The following is a 20,616-nucleotide window of genomic DNA, read 5'->3' as shown; positions in this document are numbered from 1 at the left end:
CAAACACATTGTTCAATTAAATAATGTGTTTGTTTTTTTCTCTATTTTTGAATTAAAACACAGAAATAGGCAAAAAGTATCGAATAATCAGATACTTAGTCTACAGTCTGAGGTTGAGAAATTATTTTCTCAACCTTTTTATTCGTTTTTTTATTTTCACTCAATATTTTCTACATTTAAACACTTAGTTTCACAGTAATAGCCTTTGCCGCCAACATAAACTTTTTCTATTTCATTCTTGCTATTGGTTGCTAATTTAACTAATATTTCGGAAGGCGAGTGTAAAGAATAACCTTGTTCAAATACATAGACTTCTTTTTGCAAGTAGTGCTGTTCATAAAGGTAGCAAGCTAATGCACCGTTTGAAGTTCCAGTCGCTGCTTCTTCATTGATGTCGTATAGTGGAGCAAAATTTCTGCATATAATTCGATAGTCATTAAAAGTGAATAGATGCATCCCGACAACATTATAATACTTGCTGATTTCTTTAATTTTTTCAAAATTAGGTTGCAGTGCATGTAATTGTGTTTCGCTTTTTAAAGGAATTAAAATATCTTTTAAGCCCGTGGAGACAATTTGAATTGGGTATTTATTGTCTATATCTTTAATGTCAAAACAGTCGATGAACTCGTTTGGAGATACAACATCATAGAATATCGGTTTGTTTTGTTCCATGAATATGATGTCATCTTTTATGGTAATAGTAAGAACACCGCTGTTCGTTTCAATCGTATAGCGATTCCTGAAAAGTTTATTTAAATGCATCAGTATCGCGAAAGAGCCAATTGTGGCATGACCACATAAATCAACTTCTTCTTTTGGTGTAAAATACTCAAATTTATAATCAGCAATTTCAGATTCTGATATAAATGCGGTTTCCGCATAGCCCAGTTGTTTGGCTATTGCCATTTTTTGAGTAGTGGTCAATGTATTCTCAATAAATACCACTCCTGCTTTATTTCCGCCTTTATGATCCTTGCTAAATGCACTCGCAACATAAACGGATATTTTCATAAGACACCTTCCTTCCTCACTTATAGTAAATTTTAGCATAGAAAGCACTACGTATAAATGTTGTTGGATAAATTTGCTATAAAGCAAGAGACAAACTATATTTTAGCATCTGAACTCTCCAAAAATAGTTTGTCTACAGTCTGAAGAGCAGACAAGTGTGTCTGCTCTTTTTTATCTGTAATGAGAACGAAGTCCCCAATTATTCTTTACTTGGTGATAACGTTAAATCGCCATATTGTTTCTTCACATCATCAGATGCCGCTGTGAATTTGTACTCTTTACCATCCTTTTCCACCTCGAAAATGACTGGTTCTTTTTCGTCTTCCTCTAAACTAATTTTTCCGTTGTCAATCTTGTATGTAAAGCCTCGACTAAAACTTCCAGCCGCAAAAGAAACCGTACTTTTATTAAATTCTGCTGTATAAGCTTCACCATTCGTTGATACAACATTCCACCTATGAGCTTGTAAATCATCTTGAGCATTTTTCCCACAAGCACTTAATCCAATAATTGAAACAACCATCAACAACAAATAAATCGCTTTTTTCATTTTTTATTCTCCTCAATACTTTTTTCAACGTATAACTTTCATAGCACGTTGTGTCATAACTAAATTTCACAATTCAGGAATCTATAGGGCAAGGGTTTTTAAAAATAATCCTTCGGGCAGCGCTCGACTTTATCGTTATTTTAAAACCCGTCGAATAACATTGCTACACCAAATGCTTCAAAAACACCTACCTACACTCGTCAAACCCATACGCTCTACCGTCCTTTTCCCCGTTTATAAGTGGCATAAAGGAATAGGGTGCTTAAGTCGTGATTGCGAGGAAGGTAATTTGGTTCATTCAATTATAAGCTGTGTAAGTTTCCTAACGATTTTATCTTTCTTCAGTTGCGGAACAGGTGAATCCACGAGAACCTCATTTGCCCTTTCAGCTAAATAATTCACATAAGATTCAATATCCAAGTTCTCCTGATATATAATTTGCGTAAGCCTTCGTGCAAACTCTTTTGATAACCAATCATTGGTTATCAAATAGTCGTAGGCAGCCTTATCCAGTTTCAATACCAAAAACTCGATAATGCCCCTTCTTAAATATCTAGTCTCCTGAAGTAACTTCAGAAATTGCACTTCCGACATCTCAAAGAATAGGTCCATACAATATAATCTAAAGTCATCTTCACTATAAAAATCAACAGGTGTAGACGTTTTGCGAACGTGTTCCGCTAATTTCATAGCATGCTTCCAGTAAAACTCTTCCTTCAACAAAGACGGTGTCTGCAGCATGTCCTTTAAACATGCGACCCTCCAGTCTCTCTTTGGAAATTGTTCTACATCTGCATTCGCAAGCTCCGAAAAATCTGGATAACAGTAAAGATTTTCATTAAAAATAAACTTAAACATTAACAATTTGGCATATGAAAAGTCGTGCCAATCTAAACATGTTTGAATCAATCGGACATCCGTCGAACGGGTTTCCAAGTTATCAAAAATCCACTCTAGCAAATCTTGGTCAATTCTGTGGTGACTTGTACTATTCCCGATTTTCCGAAGGACAAACTCCTTAACTTCCGAATCACTAATTTGCTGATTCCCATTAAACTTATTCAACAGATATCGGAAAAACAAAATGTCCTGCTGTTTCTTTATAAAATCAGTTTCACTAGGATATAACATGATATAAAAAACAATTGCTACCCTATACTTATAGTCTAAAACATCCATCAGTACTTCAATGTATGCTTTATTTTCATCCGTGAATTCCAAGCTTAAAATATACTTGTAAATATTATTTTTTACGGACTCATGACTACGTTGGTTAAATAAATAACGACCTCTTTTAAACTCTTCAAGGTACTCCTTAGATTGGTCCAGCAACTTCCAGATATATTTATTTTCACTTTGAACCAATAACTCCAGTCGACTTTTTGCTTCCTCATTTAATACTTCATGATCAATTCTGCTAGCCTCTTTAGTCTCCACGAAACTATGTAACGCCAACACATCGGCATTTGACTGCACTTGATCCCAAATAACTTGTGGAACTTGATAGTATGTACACTCTTCAAAATAACCTTGTCCATTTGTATACATGTCAACGAGCCGAATCATAAGCTTGCTGTGATCGCCATTCGTTTCCAAATCAACCTCATTGTAAAGAACCTTTTCAGTTAATCGATACATCGAAAGCAATTCATCAAAATTTAAATCAAGTTTTTTCAGGTTCTCACTTACATATAAACGTGAAAACCTACGAAACAAGCTATAAGATTCACCATTTGTCTCTTTACTCTTTGTAGGGTTTCGGTTTCTCTGCCTATCGATTTTCTCATATTGTATTTCGCTAAAAGAACACAATGTTTCGGTGAATACATCCTTAAACATGTCTTTTCTTTCCGAATCTCCTATCGACATGACGTCCTTGAATAATACATCCACAAAATAATCATTTTTCTCTCGATAAGAATACTCAAACAAAATCTCATATTCCTCAAGCTTTTCTCTTTCAATTTTCCTTTTTGTTCGCATGTCAGGACTTTTCTGCATAGAAAAAACATGTTTCATGATAAACAAGCTTTTTGTAAATAGAAAAAGATAAAGCACATACACGATAGTCATAGACACTACCCAAAGTGCTTGCATAAGACCCCCAGTCAGCGAAATTCCATCCAAGTTAACTAACGGAAAAACAGCACAGTATAATAACAGGAACTTAAAGTGACGTGAATGAAAAAAGACGAATTCCGAATTCCGTGTAAGTGGAAACACGATTGTACTTTCTCCCCAGTGTTTATCGTTCTCCTTTTGATCGGCATAGCCTGTCATAAATTGAATAAATGTATACAAAATACCGTACATCGTCAGTATCGCAATGACCAAGCTCAACGAATTTTTCTCTTCACCCAGATTTATAAACCCAAACTTCTTTTGCAGGTCAATCAAAGCCACAATCATCCCAAGTAACACTAGGTACTTGAATACAAATATCGCATTCCTTACATACCAATTCCTTAAAAACTTCTCTTTCTTCCCCCTCCATATTTTCCTATCAACCATTCTGAGAATCGGAATAATTCCCCTGGACACAAGAAGCCAAACGAATGCTGTTATAAAAAGAATTTTCCAGTTTCCTATAATTAATTCAAACACCTAACCCCCCCTATCGTTATACAATTATCCTAAAACCATAGAATACGGTACCAAATTACCCATAAACCCCCAACTATTGTAGCATAATATATATCCATTTACACCCAGTAGATGAATAGATTTCATAACCATAAACAAACGTCATACCCGATATTTATTGAAATTTTACATAAATCTAGTAATATATTTACATTCCCTGCCTATAATTGGCATGTAAGAACATTTGAACCTGGAGGGGAAATTTATGAAGTCTAACCTATTAACAAAAGTATTAGCGGGTACAACACTAACGCTGGCAATGTCGTTTGCGGTAACGAGTGCAGACGGCCCTTATAATGTCATGGCTAGCAGCATGTCTTACGATGTATTTTCTTGTAACGAAAGCCAAACCGATGCCGTTCTAGACTTGAATTTCGAAGACAATGCGGACGATAGCTCTTCAAGTGCCGTTTCTACTAAGGTTCACGGCAATCCATCATATAGCAATGGACGGATTGGACAAGCTATTAATTTCGAAACTAAAGGGCAGTATGTCGATTTAGGTGATCGCAGTGAATTCCGTTTCGGTGAAAGCACTGATTTCACCGTCGCCTTCTGGATTAAATCAGATAAGATCAACGGTGACCCAGCCATCATTTCCAATAAAAGCTGGAATTCTGGCAGCAACCCGGGATGGATTGTCGGCTTGAATGGTGGAGGGAATCTTCTTTGGAACTTCAAAACAACAGGCAGCACGCGATTGGATACTACGATTCCCAATGTCGCGGATAGTCAATGGCATCATATCGCCGTGTCACATGACCGCGATGGCAACGCCGACTTTTATAAAGACGGTAGCCTCGTGAAATCCATCGATATCTCTGGTTTGAAAGGCACGCTTGACTCCCCTTATACGACTAAAATCGGGACGGATGGGACAGGCGTATACGGATCTACGTTAACCGCAAAGCTGGATGAACTGCAAATCTATCAAAAGGCCTTGAACGAAACGGAAGTTCGCGAGATGTACGAGAGCGCTCCTCTACTACCACCTACACTCGTAGAATCCATTTCATTGGATCAGACTGAACTGAACCTAAAAGCTGGTGCGCCTATGCCGCTGACAGTAACCGTTTCTCCAATGGATGCGACGGACAAAGGGATCGAGTGGAGCTCAAGTGATGAAACAGTGGCGAAGGTAGAAATGGTCAATGGTCGTCCCACTGTTTTAGCCGGTAAGCCTGGCGACGCAACAATCACAGCTAAAACCGTTGATGGTGGTAAAGAAGCATCCGTTACTGTGCAAGTCTCTAACTCTATCGATGTGGATGCGGATGGATTGATTACAAAAGACGATCTTCTTTTCATCCTGAAAAACCTCAATACTCGTGAAGGCGACAAGCATTGGGAACGTGCACAAAGCGCGGATTTAAATGGCGATAAAGTAGTAGATCGCGCCGACCGCGGAATTATGGAAGTAAAATTAGCACCTTACATGAAAGACTTTCTCTACAAGCGCGTTGTCTTCATCGGCATTGATGGTGCTGGAGTTGGCGTAAAAGATCCACAAGCCAATGCAACACATATACAAAAGCTAATCAGCGAAGGTGCTGGTACTTACGAAGCACAAGCCATGCTGCCAACGATTAGCGGACAAAACTGGGGATCCATGCACCATGGCGTCGATCCTTCCAAACACGGTCTACATAACGGAAATGTAGATAATCCTTACCCTGAAAATAACCCGTATCCTTCTTACATGAAATTACTGAAACAAGAGCGTCCTATGTTCAATCAAGCTTCCTTCACAACATGGTCGCCTATCAACAAAGGCATCATTGAAGATTCTGCAGGTGCTTATAAAGCAAACGGCAGTAACGATACGATTACGACACAAAATACAGTGGATTATATCAAATCACAAGGTAAAGACAGCCACAACATTTTTGTCCATTTAGATGAAGTAGACGGTGCTGGTCACAACTCTGGCTACGGTGGTGCAAAATGGTATGAAGCATTAGGAAAAGCCGATCAACATGTCGGGCAAATTGTCCAAGCTCTAGAAGATGAAGGGCTGACGGAAGATACACTCATTATCATCACAACGGATCATGGTGGAAATGGTACGGGTCACGGCGGAAATACGCCGCAAGAACGGAACATTTTCTGGGCCGCTAAAGGTGGTTCCATCGCACCTGGCACTGTGTTGTCTGATGTAGAAAACATGGATACCGCTGCTGTTATCGCCCGTGCACTACGTCTGGATATTCCGGAATACTGGGATGCGAAAGTTCCAGAGGGGCTGTTTTTGAATAAATAATAAAACATGAAAAACAGGTACCCTTCTTCTAGGAAAGAAGTGGTACCTGTTTTTTTGCTTTTGGACGAGAAGGCTTGTTGGCTTTTTACTGGTGCTTTTCTAGAAAGTCGTAAGGCGAGTTAAATAATGTGGTAAATCCTTGCACTACACCACTCTCCATTATTTTTAGAATCGTATCGAAGACACTTATCGCCCCTTCGCATATCAATGACATAGCCGGATGGTAATAAAGTTAATTATTCACCCTCTCGACATAGTAGCTATCAACCTTAATTTGCTCAAGTTCCCTCTTTTCGTTCGATATATAAAGAACATTATCTTGTTCAGCAACAATAATCCCCAGAATAATCTTTTGACCTCCTTCAAAATCCTTAACAGTTATTTTATCCAATTGAAATTCATTTGGTGGAGTAAACGATCTAATAATCTTTGCTGTAGCAGTTGACACCCTAGGAGTCATCACATATGCCATTAACAACATTATAATAATGAATGTCAATGCTGCCTTATGGGTTTTGGGGTTCAATAATATAAGAACTACCTCTAAAATAGTTTTTTTAATAGAACGTTCTTCCTCGGGTATTACGGTTTGAGTAATATTTCCTTTAAAGTTCTTTCTAAATGAATAAGAAAGAACAATACTAATCAGGAGTGGGATCAACAGAACGATTATCCCTTGTATAAAATCCAAAAGTTTCAATGATGTAAGAGTAATTATTACTATTTCCAAAACAAAAATATAAGGGAAAATGAAGATGAAATTCAGGTGTTTTTTAAATGGAACCATTGAAAATAAAGTACCAAAACCAAATATAACAACGTTTACCCATATTAATAACCATTCTTCAGCGATTCCCCTTGGATAAAACATCCCGAAAATTATAATGATTACGGCCCCAAATAAAGCACCAGTAAAGGTTTTTCCAGGGGCCCTAATTCCTCGTATAAAACATAAAATCATGCCGCCTATAATCCCCGCTACACTCCATATAGCACTAAATTGTAGTATACTCTCAAATTTTATTTCTCTAGTGAAATAAACTGTCAAAATAAAATGGAAAACTAGAAAAAATAAAAGAGCTACAATTTTAAATAGGATTCCTTTTTTAAATAAAAAACTCAATAAATAAGTAACTAAAGTTACAGATAATACAATCATTAAATAAGTAAATGTAATAGTGTTTATATGGAATGGGACAACCCTCCGAATAATTTCGAAATTGGAAAATGAATTGTCAATCTCTCCTCCAAAATAATAACCAAATAAAAAACTATACGTTGTTAGAAATGATATCGTAGAAAATATGGTGATAGCCAAAGACACTATCCCTATCTTTCTAGTTAGTGACAGTATCATATCTATTGTTTGTTCTGCAGCTATCTTAGTATGTTGATTAATAAAATTCACTTCTTAATAAATAATTCGGGTAAAGATTCAAACCCAAGTGAACTTAAATGGTCTTAGCTACGGTGGAAAATGGTGACGAAAAATCTTTGTTTGCATTCTGTGTGCATGAATATGGTATAATAGACGTATAATAAAAAAAGCTGAACGTCGACGAAACGTCCAGCTGATTGCAGTCACATACCGCTTGAAGAGCGGCTGACCAGGTGTACCAAAAAAGAGTGTTCTAAAAAAGAAGTAACCCCCATTTGTTTCCTCGGCAAAGGTAATGGGCGGTTACTTTTTTTGATTTGTGATAACTATTGCCACTATTATCGCTACAACCGCTGTTAATGTTGTGGCAAGGAATATACCGAATTGAAACAGCATATTCATAGCTTCGAAAGTTACCATCATCTATAACACCCCCTTTCTCAAGGGAGTGTCAACCGCCCATCCGCTTTATGCAACTGCTGTTCTTATTTTAGCACAATCGCATCATAATAGGGACATTTCACTAGTTATGTTATTCGATCCAAAAGTCCTGACCGAGCTATCTTCAAATGAATAATAAAACATGAAAAACAATCCACTTCTTGATAAAAGGCGACACCTTTTTTTCTTTGGCTGAAAATAGCATGTCCGTGCCAAATAGCACAACGATAAGTCTGGCCTGCTCCTTGATTAGAAAAAATCATTAGGAATCAAGCGATTAAATCGCCCCTACTCAACCTACCCGTTCTGCACCGGAATCCTAATCAGATCCTTCAAGCGAACACTCGCTTGATTGTTCTCCAAAATACAACCCAATGAATAATCCACTATCCCTAGCGCTACGCCACTGGCTGGCTCCATAAGCCCAACAGTCGTCGGGACAATAAAACGCGCCCTTTTTAATAACTTGTTATCTAGCGTCGTTCCATGATCTTGAATCGCATCCACATACAAACTACTCATTTCCCGTGGATCTACCGTATCTAGATTTGAAATAAAATCCCTCAACGGAGCTGATTTCTTCCGTAAAGAGATAGCCTTATCAACATCTATGTACCCATTCAGTACCATTGTTGCCATATCCGGCAGATTATCTAGCGCAATTATTCTAGCTAGTTGTTTATTCACAACATTCATCTCTATAAATTTAGATTCCAGAAGATCCTGCGTACTCCTATTGCCGACCAGACACGTTGCATTTGTACGGGTTGATACATAGGTAAAGCAAACCGCCCTTAGACAATCTAACGTGAAAAGGTGCAACAAAGAATAAAACACTTGTTGAACATCCTGACCCACACTTTCTACCTCAACATACAGATTTCCTCCACCATCTTGATAGACTTGATAAATCGGCAGTTGCGCTAATTCAAATCGTGGGTTTTTCTTCTTGATAAACAGCGTAAACAATACCCTGTTATTTAAATCATTCACAATCGTTCCAATGTAAAAACCTGACTGCAAGTTACCCACGGATACTTCTTGCGAATGATTGTCCACATACTTAGAAATAGTCGATCGCAGATGAGGATCGACTTTCTCATGAATGACTTGTTCAACATCCTTCTCTTCATTGCCCAATTCCGGATCACCAACAAGTAAAGGTATCCCTATTTTCATCCCATTTCTATCTATCCCACTTAATCTATACACACTATCATCTATGACAAACTCCAATAATTGCTGATCCATTAACTTCAATAAAGTTTGTTCCCCCACAGATCCCATTAAATCCACGATTGTGGAGCCAATACTATGTTTCGTTGTAGCAATTCCGATTTTCTCATGTAGCAACAGCCCTTCAATTAAATCAGCATGCTTCCATGTATTGAAAGACTCCCCATGTACATCGATTAAAACCCCGCGTTCTAATTCTCCCATCAAACTCACCCTTCCCATTTATCATATAATAATAGTAACACTTGTCTAACTAGTTAGGAAACTATGTACCTGCTTAAAAAGTGGTAGTTGTTCTGCTTAGGAACTAAAAAAATTAAGGAGTGTATCTATTCCTTTTGGACATACTATCATTCGACCTAACTTGGTAAGTGAATGCGTCGGAGATGAAGTCAAAACCGTTTGCACAAGAAGGATTCATGAAAGGGAGGAAATGATTTTGACTAAACAAATTTGGATTAACTTGCCGGTGAAAGACATCAAAAAATCAAGAGCGTTTTTCACGAAACTTGGATTTTCTCATAATACCGAACATGGCAATCAAGATGACTCGGCAGGATTTTTTATCGGAGATAAGAATGTTGTCATAATGCTTTTTACGGAGCCAACTTTCAAAATGTTTACAAGGAATGAAATTACAGACACTAGGCAATCTACTGAGGTATTGTTCTCCATTGACGCGGAGAGCAGGGAAGAAGTAGATGAAATGGCCAAGAAGGCAGTAGAGGCAGGTGGTACAATCTTTGGTGAGCCGGAAGAACAGCAAGGATGGATGTATGGCTGCGGTTTTGCTGATTTGGATGGCCATCGATGGAATGTACTCTATATGGACCTGAGCAAGATGAAGACTAACTAACATAAGTGGCAAGATTCTAAAACAAAAAAAGTAGTTATATATGTTGAACTTATGGTTCTCACCTAATCTTCAGCGAAGGCGCCTTACTGGGGTAGCCGAAGCGATAAGCCTGCTAGTGGTTTTCTAGCAGGCTTATCGCGGGAGGCATCCGGGGAAGGATGCAGTTCAATCCTTCCTTAAGCGCCAAGCGTTGTAGATAGGATTCTTTCATTCCACATTTATAGTTAGCTTTTTTCGGCAACATCGATACGGAGATAAATTCGGGTTCCGCCTTATATGTAGACATAAAAACCCCGTAAATGTTAGTAGGCGTCTACCATTTACGGGGCAGTTCTTTTTCTTCATATAAACCTCGGACCACAATCGCCTATTTGCACATTAAAACACAAGCCCGATAACAATAGCCGATAAAACACTGACAAGCGTTGCACCGTACAATAATTTCAACCCGAAACGTGCAACAACATTCCCTTGTTTTTCATTTAACCCTTTTACCGCACCTACGATTGTACCAATCGATCCAAAGTTCGCAAACGAAATAAGGAACACGGATACAATAGCTGTCGTCCGATCACTCAAACCTTCTTGTACATTCACAAAATCAAGCATCGCAACAAACTCGTTTGCAACCAGTTTTGTCGCCATTATACTACCCGCTTGTACCGCTTCATGCCAAGGTACACCCATGACAAAAGCAATTGGTGCAAAGACATATCCTAAAATTCCTTGGAACGTAATACCGAATACGCCATCAAAAAGCCCATTTATTAAAGCAATTAACCCTACAAAACCGACTAGCATAACCCCGACGACGACAGCTACTTTAAAGCCGTCCATAATATATTCGCCAAGCATTTCAAAAAACGTTTGTTTTTCTTCTTGCTTCACTTCAATAATATCCTCTTCCGGTTTTACCTCATACGGATTAATAATAGAAGCAATGATAAACCCACCGAATAAGTTTAATACTAAAGCAGCCACTACATAGCGAGGCTCTAACATCGTCATATAGGACCCAACAATCGACATCGACACCGTCGACATTGCAGAGGCGCATAATGTATACAAACGATGTTTAGGCAATAAACCAAGCTGATCTTTCACCGAAATGAACACTTCATTTTGCCCTACGATTGCCGCAGCAACTGCATTATAAGACTCTAATTTCCCCATGCCATTTATTTTACTAAGCACCAAACCAATGTAACTTATGATAAACGGCAAAATTTTAAAATGTTGTAAAATCCCTATAATCGCCGACATGAAAACAATTGGCATCAAAACATACAAGAAAAATGTATGGGCACCTTCATTCGCCATGCCTCCGAAAATGAAATCAATCCCCTCATTGGCATACCCTAGTAAATTTGCAAAACTACCAGCGAAACCGCCAATTAGAAATTCCCCTACGCTCGTCTTCAGCAAAATGATTCCTAAAACCATTTGAAGAACAATCATGACAACAATCGGACGAAGTTTAATCTTTTTCTTATCATTACTGGCCAGCCATGCCATGACTAAAACGAGTAGCAAACCCACAATCGAAATTACATAATGCATTATTCATTCCCCCAAAGTGTTTTGTAAAAGAACACCTAATAAAATACGAATATTCAATCTATTAATCCTGAAAAAGGTTCATATTTGAAAAGAAGATGCACAATCATCTCTACTACAAGATTCAGTGCATCAACTTCGCCTCACGTCTTTCTTTCCATAGTAAACTCTGTTCTAACAAAATCGCCAAAACACTTCCACATATTAACCCATTGTTAAAAATTGCAATCATGACTGGCGATAAATGCATCGTAGCGGATGGCGGAACAAACATTAAACCCACACCTACTAAAAGAGAAATTCCACTAACGATAAACGTCCGTTCTTCATGCATCACTTTTTTTAATTCTTTAAAAGCTAATCCAACCATTTTGACAAAAATAACGAATGTGACAGCGTAACCTATAGGAGCTGGAATAGCTGCGATGACATTCATAATCGGCGGGAGTAAGGAAAGACCAATGACCAAGCCGCATCCGATTAAAAATGAACGACGTTCCCGTATACCCGTTTGTTCAACAAATCCTGCTGCGCCTGAAATCGGTACTGAACCAACTGCCCCTAGAATACCGGACAGACATTGATTGATCCCTGAAGTGAATCCTGCACGTACATAACGCCGCCCATCAATCGGTTGTTTTTCTGACATAACAGATTCCATCAAACGGATGGATGCGATCACATTGGTGATTAATAACAACGTCAATAAACAAGCCGTTGTAATGGTTCCCGCGTCAAACTGAGGAATGCCAAACGGGAACAGTTTCGGTAATTGAACTAGCGTATCGGCTTGTGCAATCGACGGTGCATTGCCTACAATCGCAAACAATACCCAACCAATCAAAATACTAATCATGACCGAAAATCGTTGTAGGAATTTAATACGGCTATTCCCTAACCAAAAGGCCATACAAACGACAAGCACGCTAAGTAAAAAAACGCGAACATCCAACGTCGGTTGGCTGGATGTAATCCCCATCATCCCTTTCATAAATGAACCACTTAACTGCAATATTAATAACAGTAAATAAATAAACGTGACAGTCGGCGTAAATAACTTAGCGATTTTATCCATCAACTTGAAGGCCGACAGTAAAATAAATAACACACCACTTATTAGCATGCCACCACTTAATGCTTGCAAGGCGTCGATATTTGACGTATATAATACCCCTACCAAACTTGCGTAAATGGTGAAAATACTCCACCATAAACCAGCCGGTCCTTCATGAATCGGTAACTTATGGCCAATGATTCCTTGTAAAAAACCTGCAATCCCTAACGCAATAATCGTGCTCTGGATAAGTTCGGCAGTTTCAATTGGCGTTAAATGATAGACATCCGCAATCGCGATGGGTGCTGCAATGGCACCAGCAATCATGAACATCATCCATTGTAGTCCGGACAGCACTACTCTCATTGCTTACCCACTTTCTTTCCTAACTCGTTTACAAGCCGGGCCCAATTAATCAGCAATCGCCGTATTCAGAGCAATTTCTACCATTTGGCCAAACGATTGCTCACTTTCTTGATGCGTCGAGTGCTCATTTGTTAACAATTGACTGCCGACCGTTAAGATAGACAATGCTTGTACACCATATTTAGCCGCTAACGTATAAAGTGCCGTAGTTTCCATTTCAACTGCTAGTACACCAAAGTCCATAAATTTATGTAATCGATCTAACGTTTCACGGTAAAACTCATCCGAATTGTAAATGTTGCCAACAAACACTTTGGCCTTTTTCTTCTGTGCTTCCTCATACGCTTTCATGAGCAATGAAAAATCCGCTACTGGTGCGTAATTGCAACCGTTAAAAATTTTATCGGTCAAATTACTATCTGAAGAAACCGCTTGCGCTAATACAATATCCCGGACATTTACTTCTTTTTGCATCGCACCGCATGTACCGATCCGTATCAATTTCTTCGCACCATAATCGTTGATCAATTCAGTGCCATAAATACTCATCGTCGGATTTCCCATCCCTGTCCCTTGAACAGAAACCGGTACCCCTTTGTACAACCCCGTATAGCCATACATACCACGTACTTCGTTATAACAAAAAGCCTCATCTAAGAATTGTTCTGCAACAAATTTTGCGCGCATAGGATCCCCCGGAAGCAATACGCGTTCTGCAATTTGGCCCTTTTCTGCCGCTAAGTGTCTACTCAAATTTTTTCCTCCTTCTATTCTGCAATTAAACCTTACGTTTTCCGAAGAAACCGTTTTCATTTATCCCTGAAAGAAAACAGCACTCCATTAAAGTGGACTGCTGTATTTGTTTAAGAAGCTACTTAGAGCATAGAGTTTTCCCTTCTCACAAACTAGCCCAAAATGTTACGTTGCATAGGGGAATTAATTGACCACCTTTATAATGAATCAATTTCATATTAGAGATATTAGACTTAATATCCGAACAAGGTTGATTTTCGCTTCAGGCGGACGCTTTCCGCGGGCACGGCTTCAGCTCGCGCTGTTCCCGCTGGAGTCGCCGCCTTACGCTCCAATCAACGAAAGTAGTAGGTAATATTGACGACTGATTAAATGAATAACCCTATAACCGTTCGAGTTTTTAAACGGAATGGGTAATTATGAAATCGATTCACATCAGCAATTCTTTTCGAATATTATCTAAATCTTTGTTCGTTGGAATCGTGGAAATCATAACGACAGGCACAACCTTTAAGGCAATCGGGAAATTACTGATCACAAAATCAATGTCATGTTGCTTCACGATTTCGTCCGTTAGCCCCTTCATAATGGATGTATTAATCATCAATTCGTCACCGATTTCTTTCTTAATGAGCTTCGCGACATAATGGCGAATCGAAAATTCTTCTCCGATGACTAAAAAGGCTTTTTTACTTTTATATCGTAAACTTGCACTGACTAATAGCGTAAGTCTCGTTAAATGAGATTCATTATATGTAATCGCAGGGTAAATGGTATTCCACTTTTCCATACAGGCTTTCACCTCAGGATACATCTGGCTACATTCTCGTTGAACATACCCAGTTAAATTATTTTGTGAAATCGACATCCATTCAGGTATCGCATTATCGATGAATAGTTTGTCGAAGAACTCGTATATTTCCGAGTAGAAGCGTTCTGTCAAATCCACATGTGGGTAACGCTCGATCACTAAACGTAAAAGCTGATCGGCCATTTCATATTCCTCTTGCTGCCGTTGTACTTCTTGCACGGTTTCTATTTCAGATTCCTCGTAATTGTTATACTGGCTAAGACTAAACATCGCTTGCAAAAAGAACAGTTCATTTTTTGGCCATTCAACTGACATTATTGGTGCAAGGCTTTTGGTAAAACCCTTGATCGGTAGATGAAAAATACCTTGTTCCCAAGGATAATTACTTTCCGTGATTTTCACATGCCTTCCTTTGTTCACGCGCTCAACAACAATCGCCACTAAAAATGCTAATCGCCTTTTCGTATTGATAAAGAAAACAATATTCTTTTCGTCTTCTATCGTTGTGATTAATTGGTTGATGAACGTAAAATCGATTTTCGTAAAAGGCCATCCTCTAAATTCGTACGCATCTCCATATAGCTTCCAATAGAAGTAGCGAATATGAAGTTCATTCCCTTTTAGGGTCGGTGAAGCATGTGTAATACGTAAATTGTAGGGCTTCAAATCATGATTGTTCAATTGAATGATCAGTTTTTTCAAAGACGAAGTGCTCATAAACATCGCTTCGGCTAGTTCTTCTACTGATTGCTGACCCGCATTCGTAAACAACATATGCATAAGCCGATAAAAAGTAGTTTGTCTGAACATGACAGCAATCACTTCACTTACCGTTTGGCCACGCCCATCACGCCTAAGAAAAATCCCCTTTCCTCTTGAAACTTCAATGGTAATGTCCGGTGGTAATTCTTTGCTTATTTCTTCAACTATTTTTCGTATTGTTTTATCTGAAATCCTCAACTTTTTTTCAATCTCGGCTAACGTAAACCATCTTTGCTCTGTATCCAGCAACATTAACAAACCGCTCGCTAATGTAAAGGCCTTATCCATCTTCTCACCCTTCCCTCGTGAACTATTTATCGCCATAGAAAAAAGGCATCTCTATATGTAAGTATACATATCGGGACTGCCTTATGTGGTAGTTATCCAGTTGTTTAAAGTCCATCCTTCCCTGAATTGTCGCTGTAGCTGGCTTGCTAGGGATCACTGTGTTTTGTAAGATAACTTGACGGTTACACGAGTATTGATCCCTTTGTTCTACTGAGGGAAAGTTAACAAAACACTCGTTCATGGAAGTAATTAACTCCATCACTCAATAAGAAAATCAATAGCATTCTTTAATACTTATGACCATTTTTCAGCATCATCAATCCACTGATTCCTCTTTAAATCAAATGATTTGTACTCATCGTGAAAAACAAAGTATGAAGGCAAGTGTAATGCTTCTCCACCTGCCGTTTCCCAACATGCCCTAAACCATTCAGTAAATGCATTTTGTTCTTTTGTAACTAATATATCTTCGTTCTGCTCATAAAAGTCAAAGAAATCGTTTAACTGAATGTCGGTTAACTGATGATACTCAGCTTCTGGAAGTATCGCTACACTACCTCCAGCTACAGTTGTGTCATTTCCTTCATAGAAAACTTCGTTAGCTTCTTTGTCCATTGAGAACATTCATATTGATAATTCAAACCTTGTAGGTTCGATGAATGCGGTGAAATCCAACAAATCTATATCAGAAGAGAAATTGTATGTAAGGATTTTTTTAGATTTCCTACTAACAAATCCGATTGTTTCGCAAGGTTGGCTTTAATTGAAACAATATAATTATCGACTAAAAACATAAATAAAACAATTATTGCCCCATATGCAACTAACCTCACTTTCGTTTAATAAGAATAAGAGCCGTTTTATCAGCTCAATGATCTTCAAGTAAACCAGCTAATAGGATGTCAATTTTTTTCTCTGAAGTTCTATTTAATCCTATGTTATACTATTTTGAGCATGACAAACAGCCCTCCAAAAACCTTTTGGAAGGTTTTCTCTCTTGTGATTAAAACCGTTAATTAAGCTATATCAAGGAAAGATTCTTTTCTGTTTAATAATTCATAAATCCAATGAAGTAGTTTATTAATACAAGCTACAATCGCTACTTTCGCATTCTTTCCTTCTGACTTTTTCTTATCATAGAATTCTTTAAGCTTTTTGTTCCTTGAACTTCTTATTCCGCATAATACTGCTAGATACAAGGCATGACGCAATCTGCTTGAACCTCTTTTGGTAATACGATTGGTTGTTGCAGTGAACTTTCCTGATGAGTAAACTCTGGGATCTACTCCTGCAAAGGCAACCAGTTTTTTCGGATGACTAAACCGATCGATTTCACCGATTTCGGAGATAATCGTTGCAGCGATTTTTTCTCCTATTCCAGGAATCGATTGGACAATCTTGTAGTCTTCTAGTTCATTTGCCAAGGTGACAATGCGATCCTCTAATATTGAAAGGTGCCCTTGGTACTGAAAAAGCATCTCAATATACATTTGAAGATTGACTAAGTGACTTTGATACACGACTTTTTGAAATGGATTTCGCATTGCGGAATCCATTATTTTTTTGCCTTTTCTCCTGCCCATTGGACAGAACGACTAGGACAGAACTCTGCAACACGCTCGGCTATTTTACTTTCCCCAGCTGATAAGACGGCTTCTGAAGTCGGAAATTCCTCCAGCATCAATAAAGAAATCTTTGAATATAGATCACCAAAAACCTTCCGGTATTCAGGAAATACTTGATCTAAAATAGTATGAAACTGAAGTTTTGCTTCTACATACATGTTCGTAACTATCTCCTGTTGTCTTGAAAGATTTCGAAGATCCAAAAGCTGAAGTCCTCTGTTTTTATGAGGTTCAAAATCTTCTTTGTAATAAAGCACACACAACTGATACGCATCAATTGCGTCCGTTTTTACCTTTCTTAAACTGGACCTCTTAGCCTGATAAGAAATAATAGGGTTAAGCAAGATATATATAACATCATGTTCCTCCATGTATTGAACAACAGACGTATTGTTTTTTACTTATTTTTCAACAGGCCTAAAATGGGCACTACGTCATTTTAAAAACACGTTAGGTGTTACAATGTCCGCCAATTCCCTTGAAATTCCCGTTATTTTTTTCCTCCTTAATGTTTGAAGGGATGTAATAAAGGTTATAGAAGACTATAGCGAAATATTAAACTACACAATAGGAGATGAACAGTATGAGTTTCATTTGGTTTTTAATAATTGGTGGGATTATCGGTTGGCTTGCAGGTATGATTTTGGGGAAAGATATCCCAGGTGGAATATTTGGTAATATTATCGCAGGTATTATCGGTGCATGGATTGGTGGTATGCTTCTTGGAAGTTGGGGGCCCAAAATTTCTGATTTCTACATCTTCCCTGCTCTCATTGGAGCAATTATACTTGTGTTCATTGTGAGCTTAATTATGAAATCAATGCGTAAAGCTTCATAATGAAAAATAGATCTTTTAGTTTATTTCTATACGGTTAAGTGATTGATATGTAAGCAACAAAAAATGGTGACTGTGTATGTAATACAAAGAGCGACCCGTCCACAATATAATTCTGTGGACGGGTCGCTCTTTGTATTACTTATTTAAGTCGTCGTAAACACGCTTTAGCACTGTCGCAAACTGTTCCCTCGTTAATGGCTAGGAATCTACCATGAAAAGTTTAGTTACTTTCAGACTCGATAATTTTGTCAATTACCTGTCCATCGATGAAGTCCGGTGTATTAAGATTCATTAACTCATATAAGGTTGGAGCAATGTCTATTGTTGAAATTTCTTCCGTAATATTCGCCGTTGGATAATTACCGGCGGTTACAAATAATATGGGTCGTAATTCCATTCGCTCTGGATCGCTGCCATGACTTCCATGGTCAACAGCTCTCTTAATTGTAGACTCATTATCTTGTGCAATATAGTAGCCTTGTTTAGCAATTAACAATACATCGCCTGCCTGTTCGTGGCTGAGTATTTTCGCCTCTTTACTTCCCCTTGCGATGATTTCTTCAAATGGTTTTTCTTTCGACCCGATTAATACTTTCAGCATTTTTTTTGAAGTAGATATGCTGGTTTCATTGCGAGACTTTTGCCTCCAATTATTGAATAAATAGTGCATTTTTTTTATCTTAGAAACCTCTTTTGCTTTCAAACTAGTAAAGATATCAATAACTTCTGTTTGAACTTCGGAGTATTCCTCTTTTGATACGATTCCTTTGCGTTCACGATTTTCTAAATTTATATAAATATGAGCAATAGCGCCACTTGCTATGGCGTAAGCCTTGGATTTTGTCGCATCTACTTTTCCATCTTTATCTATTTGTAAAAGTCCCGCCTTCTCCAGCTCGTGATTAGGAGAAATCATCGTATGAACCGGCTCCATACCGTGATCTGAAACAAGGAAGAGTCGATCGTTATCATTCATGTTCTCCAATGTTACGCCAAGTGATTGATCGGCGAGTTGATAGGACCATTTAATGTAATCCATATACCGTTCCGATTTTCTTTTCGAATATCCTGGTTGTCTAGGATCGACTAACAGGTACTTATGCTCTTCATGATCAATTTGGGGATAGTAAGAGAATAATAAATCAGGATGGTATTGTTCTTTAATATAGAGCGAAACATCGGTTGTCCATTTTGCAAATCGCTCACTGATTTCTTCATATTCTAAACGTGTAATCCAATTCTTTTCAAATGCCTGATCATCATCTTGAACAGGAAGATAACCAAACCTATTTGTAACATTATCTTTAAATTCCTGAGGTCCATGTAAAACTGCTGAAGTGACAGCGGTTCTGTAAAGCTCTACATTTTTCAAAGAAGGATCTACCTCTTTTAGTTTAAAAGAAAAACCGGCCAAATGACTTGATTTTATCGGAAATGAAATCGAATCCCATTCATTTGAATGAACAGCATCTGGTACTGGACTGTTTTTACCTGTATAAAAATAAAAAGTATCGTAGTCAGTCATGCCATTATTCGTAGAGTCAGCTGCCAAAATATAGATTTTTTGACCGGAACTTTTTTCAAGTTTTAAAGATAGCGAAGCCTCTTTTACGGAACTATAACTTTTAGGAAGTTCCGTCCATTTTACAGCTTCTTTAAAGTTCAACTTTTCAAGCGCACTATCATTCCATGTCGTACCGTAATAAATCGCGTACGTAGCTTGATTACCTTCTTCCGGATTTGAACCTGGAAATAGAACAGTAGCAGTCGTTTTTCCTTGTTTCTTTGCTTCTGCCCATATAGGAGTCACATCAAGGGGTGAAAAGAAGGCGCTTTGTTTATCAGAAACGTCCGTGTTAGGTTTATGAAGGTTGTTACTAATCATGCCCGTTTTCTCTGGCTTTGCACCTGTAGAGATTGCCGCATGGGATGCCGCCGTTAAGGAAGGATAAATTGTTCGAATGTCCTCTGCGAACAATCCATTTTCTTTCACCTTTTTAAAATTTGGTAGCTCCCCCCCATACATATAATTTTTAGTGAAATCGTGCCGCATTCCGTCAAAAGAGATTACCATATATGTAGGATTGGCGTTTGAACTTGCGGAAAATGGAATGGGGAAAAAAAGGTGTGCTACGACTATCAATACTAGGAGGGAAGTATTTTTTTCTCTTTGTTTCAAGTTTC

At 38.2% G+C, this 20,616-nt stretch carries 15 protein-coding genes and 1 pseudogene; 3 read left to right on the top strand and 13 right to left on the bottom strand.

From position 1 onward, the window contains the following. Window positions 1–156 precede the first annotated feature (156 nt). The 3 genes from ACIQ0H_RS08425 to ACIQ0H_RS08415 all read right to left on the bottom strand — a co-directional run bounded on the left by ACIQ0H_RS08425 (window position 157) and on the right by ACIQ0H_RS08415 (window position 4,168). Window positions 157–1,014, bottom strand: coding sequence for a PhzF family phenazine biosynthesis protein (locus ACIQ0H_RS08425; protein ID WP_403413280.1), 858 nt, complete (start codon window positions 1,012–1,014; stop codon window positions 157–159). A gap of 199 nt (window positions 1,015–1,213) precedes the next feature. Then, on the bottom strand, window positions 1,214–1,564 hold the full coding sequence (locus ACIQ0H_RS08420; RefSeq protein WP_403413278.1) for an META domain-containing protein: 351 nt from the start codon (window positions 1,562–1,564) through the stop codon (window positions 1,214–1,216). A gap of 294 nt (window positions 1,565–1,858) precedes the next feature. Next, on the bottom strand, window positions 1,859–4,168 hold the full coding sequence (locus ACIQ0H_RS08415) for a hypothetical protein (protein ID WP_403413276.1): 2,310 nt from the start codon (window positions 4,166–4,168) through the stop codon (window positions 1,859–1,861). A 244-nt stretch (window positions 4,169–4,412) separates the two neighbouring features. On the opposite strand from ACIQ0H_RS08415, the gene ACIQ0H_RS08410 reads away from it, so the two are divergent. Continuing rightward, the gene (locus ACIQ0H_RS08410) at window positions 4,413–6,467 is read left to right on the top strand and encodes a LamG-like jellyroll fold domain-containing protein (protein WP_403413275.1); all 2,055 of its coding nucleotides are present in this window, start codon (window positions 4,413–4,415) and stop codon (window positions 6,465–6,467) included. A gap of 232 nt (window positions 6,468–6,699) precedes the next feature. Here ACIQ0H_RS08410 and ACIQ0H_RS08405 read toward each other — a convergent pair whose 3' ends face one another. The 3 genes from ACIQ0H_RS08405 to ACIQ0H_RS08395 form a co-directional block, all read right to left on the bottom strand. Next, window positions 6,700–7,875, bottom strand: a complete 1,176-nt coding sequence (locus tag ACIQ0H_RS08405; protein WP_403413273.1) for a hypothetical protein — start codon at window positions 7,873–7,875, stop codon at window positions 6,700–6,702. 273 nt (window positions 7,876–8,148) lie between these two features. After that, complete coding sequence (locus ACIQ0H_RS08400; protein WP_403413271.1) at window positions 8,149–8,268, bottom strand: putative holin-like toxin; 120 nt, start codon at window positions 8,266–8,268, stop codon at window positions 8,149–8,151. A gap of 315 nt (window positions 8,269–8,583) precedes the next feature. Beyond that, window positions 8,584–9,726: a hypothetical protein gene (locus tag ACIQ0H_RS08395; RefSeq protein ID WP_403413269.1), complete on the bottom strand. Its 1,143-nt coding sequence runs from the start codon at window positions 9,724–9,726 to the stop codon at window positions 8,584–8,586. A gap of 235 nt (window positions 9,727–9,961) precedes the next feature. Between ACIQ0H_RS08395 and ACIQ0H_RS08390 the strand changes: the two genes are divergently transcribed. Beyond that, on the top strand, window positions 9,962–10,378 hold the full coding sequence (locus tag ACIQ0H_RS08390) for a VOC family protein (protein ID WP_403413267.1): 417 nt from the start codon (window positions 9,962–9,964) through the stop codon (window positions 10,376–10,378). 378 nt (window positions 10,379–10,756) lie between these two features. Here the strand turns inward: ACIQ0H_RS08390 and ACIQ0H_RS08385 are convergent, their stop codons facing one another. The 6 genes and pseudogenes from ACIQ0H_RS08385 to ACIQ0H_RS08360 form a co-directional block, all read right to left on the bottom strand. Then, window positions 10,757–11,938, bottom strand: coding sequence for a NupC/NupG family nucleoside CNT transporter (locus ACIQ0H_RS08385; RefSeq protein WP_403413265.1), 1,182 nt, complete (start codon window positions 11,936–11,938; stop codon window positions 10,757–10,759). A 121-nt stretch (window positions 11,939–12,059) separates the two neighbouring features. Then, window positions 12,060–13,355 carry a purine/pyrimidine permease gene (locus ACIQ0H_RS08380; RefSeq protein WP_403413263.1) on the bottom strand — a complete coding sequence of 432 codons (1,296 nt, stop codon included), beginning with the start codon at window positions 13,353–13,355 and terminating at the stop codon, window positions 12,060–12,062. A 45-nt stretch (window positions 13,356–13,400) separates the two neighbouring features. Then, entirely contained in the window at window positions 13,401–14,108 is a 708-nt protein-coding gene (gene deoD, locus ACIQ0H_RS08375) for a purine-nucleoside phosphorylase (protein ID WP_403413261.1), read from the bottom strand. A gap of 430 nt (window positions 14,109–14,538) precedes the next feature. Next, window positions 14,539–15,969: an AcpB/EbpR/MafR family transcriptional regulator gene (locus tag ACIQ0H_RS08370; RefSeq protein WP_403413259.1), complete on the bottom strand. Its 1,431-nt coding sequence runs from the start codon at window positions 15,967–15,969 to the stop codon at window positions 14,539–14,541. A 294-nt stretch (window positions 15,970–16,263) separates the two neighbouring features. Next, complete coding sequence (locus ACIQ0H_RS08365) at window positions 16,264–16,584, bottom strand: hypothetical protein (protein ID WP_403413257.1); 321 nt, start codon at window positions 16,582–16,584, stop codon at window positions 16,264–16,266. 401 nt (window positions 16,585–16,985) lie between these two features. Further along, window positions 16,986–17,977 (bottom strand): annotated as a pseudogene (locus tag ACIQ0H_RS08360) (IS110 family RNA-guided transposase); the annotation flags it as partial. A gap of 200 nt (window positions 17,978–18,177) precedes the next feature. Here ACIQ0H_RS08360 and ACIQ0H_RS08355 point away from each other — a divergent pair. Next, window positions 18,178–18,432: a GlsB/YeaQ/YmgE family stress response membrane protein gene (locus ACIQ0H_RS08355; protein ID WP_403413255.1), complete on the top strand. Its 255-nt coding sequence runs from the start codon at window positions 18,178–18,180 to the stop codon at window positions 18,430–18,432. Window positions 18,433–18,652: 220 nt separating this feature from the next. On the opposite strand, the gene ACIQ0H_RS08350 is transcribed toward ACIQ0H_RS08355, so the two are convergent. Then, on the bottom strand, window positions 18,653–20,506 hold the full coding sequence (locus tag ACIQ0H_RS08350; protein WP_403413463.1) for an alkaline phosphatase family protein: 1,854 nt from the start codon (window positions 20,504–20,506) through the stop codon (window positions 18,653–18,655). Between the last annotated feature and the right edge of the window lie 110 nt (window positions 20,507–20,616).

Origin of the sequence: Sporosarcina sp. NPDC096371, from assembly GCF_044762865.1 — a bacterium.
Taxonomy (GTDB): Bacteria; Bacillota; Bacilli; order Bacillales_A; family Planococcaceae; genus Sporosarcina.
This window is presented reverse-complemented; position numbering and strand designations above follow the sequence as displayed.